The 1,589-nt window shown below is 66.7% G+C and carries 2 protein-coding genes and 1 pseudogene; 1 reads left to right on the top strand and 2 read right to left on the bottom strand.

Annotated features, from left to right (window positions below; genetic code table 11):
• Positions 1-128: 128 nt before the first annotated feature.
• A complete protein-coding gene (locus AB0N07_RS50760) occupies positions 129-347 on the bottom strand; it encodes a hypothetical protein (protein WP_351481614.1) in 219 nt (72 codons plus the stop codon).
• Positions 348-583: 236 nt separating this feature from the next.
• Positions 584-982 carry a DUF3099 domain-containing protein gene (locus AB0N07_RS50755; RefSeq protein ID WP_365847761.1) on the bottom strand — a complete coding sequence of 133 codons (399 nt, stop codon included), beginning with the start codon at positions 980-982 and terminating at the stop codon, positions 584-586.
• 246 nt (positions 983-1,228) lie between these two features.
• On the opposite strand from AB0N07_RS50755, the pseudogene AB0N07_RS50750 reads away from it, so the two are divergent.
• A pseudogene (locus AB0N07_RS50750) lies at positions 1,229-1,489 on the top strand (GlsB/YeaQ/YmgE family stress response membrane protein); the annotation flags it as partial.
• Positions 1,490-1,589: the final 100 nt, after the last annotated feature.

The raw sequence follows: 1,589 nt of genomic DNA, 5'->3' as shown, positions 1-1,589 counted from the left end.
CACCGAAGAACAGCACCGCTGTCACCAGCACAGCCATGATCCGAAACAGAACACAGCTCACGTGGCGAAGCGAGACCTCAAGACCGGCTCACTAGACGGGGTTCGGCGGCCGGACGGCGTAAGGGAACCTAGGCGTCCTGGGAGGACTCCCATTCCTTCAGCAGGACCACATCCTTGAGGAAACCCCGTACACCCAGGAACTGGGAGAGATGCTCCCGATGCTCCTCACAGGCCAGCCATGTCTTGCGCCGCTCCGGCGTGTGGATCTTCGGGTTGTTCCATGCGAGCACCCACACGGCATCGGCACGGCAGCCCTTGGCGGAGCAGATCGGGTTCTCGTCACTCACAGGTTCGTCTCACAACCGGGCTGAACTAGGCGCTGAAAAGAGGCCGAACAAGGCGACGCCGAGCAGCCACGGGGGGAGCTGCCCGGCGTCGGTCTGTCGCTCCGACGGGGGATGCGGAGCGCCTACGAAGTATGTCACGGGTAACCCGTCGCCCGGCACCTGAACAACATGATTGATCTGAGCTTTTCTTGAGCTTGGTGCGGAGTCGCCTTCCGCTTGCGACCCATGTGCCGTGGTCACGCCCGGTCGTGCGGCTCGCTTCGTGCGCCCGGTGCGGGCTCGGCCGCGACATCTTCCGGGACCGGTTCCGCGGAACCGTCGTTCGTCCGCGGCGGCGCAATCATCGGACGCGTCGGGACACTCACGAACGTCGACGGAAGCGACGGCGCGTTCTCCCGGCCCGCGTTGGCGATCACCACGGCGATGTAGGGGAGGGCCGCTCCGAGGACCAACGCCACGATCGCGACGTGTCGTTCGACGTTCCACAGTGAGGCCGCGAGGATCACCGACACCGTACGGATCGACATCGAGATGACGTACCGGCGCTGCCGGCCGCGTACGTCCTCGTCGAGGCTTGCCCGAGCCCCGGTGATCCGGAACACCTGGCTGTTGCCGACGCCATGCAGCTTCCGCATCACATTCCACCATCCGCCCGCATCGGACCGTCCCCGTCCCCGTGCCCGATCCGCCCCCGGTCGGGGAACGGTGCCCGGACACCTCCAACGTTACGCCGCGCCTGCGCCGCCTACGAGACCGGGTCACCTCCTACCTGGCCGAACGGTCTCAGCCGTAGCACGTACAGCCCCGCCCGGCATGCGCCGTACGGTGCCCGGGCCGACACTGGGCGCAAGGCTCACATCGAGCCGTACGAGGAGGCAGCCATGGGCTGGTTGTGGGCCGTCATCGTGGGATTCGTACTGGGCCTGATCGCCAAGGCGGTCATCCCCGGCAAACAGCACAGCCCCCTCTGGCTCACCACCATCTGCGGAATGCTCGGCGCGATCGCAGGCAACGCCCTGGCCCGAGCGGTCGGCGTCGGCTCCACCCGAGGCATCGACTGGAGCCGCCACGCCTTCCAGCTGGTGGCCGCGATCATCATCGTCTTCCTGGTCGACATGGCATACATGGCGACACTGGGAAAGCACATGCCCGCGCCGGGCGAGCGGCACCGCAACGAGTACTGCGAGAACGGCGCCAAGCACATCAGTGACGAGGCCACCTCCCGGCGGGTGACCGCGGACT

The sequence above is a fragment of the Streptomyces sp. NPDC051172 genome (genome assembly GCF_040682555.1).
In the GTDB taxonomy this organism is placed as follows: Bacteria; Actinomycetota; Actinomycetes; order Streptomycetales; family Streptomycetaceae; genus Streptomyces.
This window is presented reverse-complemented; position numbering and strand designations above follow the sequence as displayed.

Bases quoted from the DNA above. Each gene is read 5' to 3' on its own strand.
- AB0N07_RS50755 (WP_365847761.1), bottom strand. From the start codon at position 982: ATGCGGAAGCTGCATGGCGTCGGCAACAGCCAGGTGTTCCGGATCACC.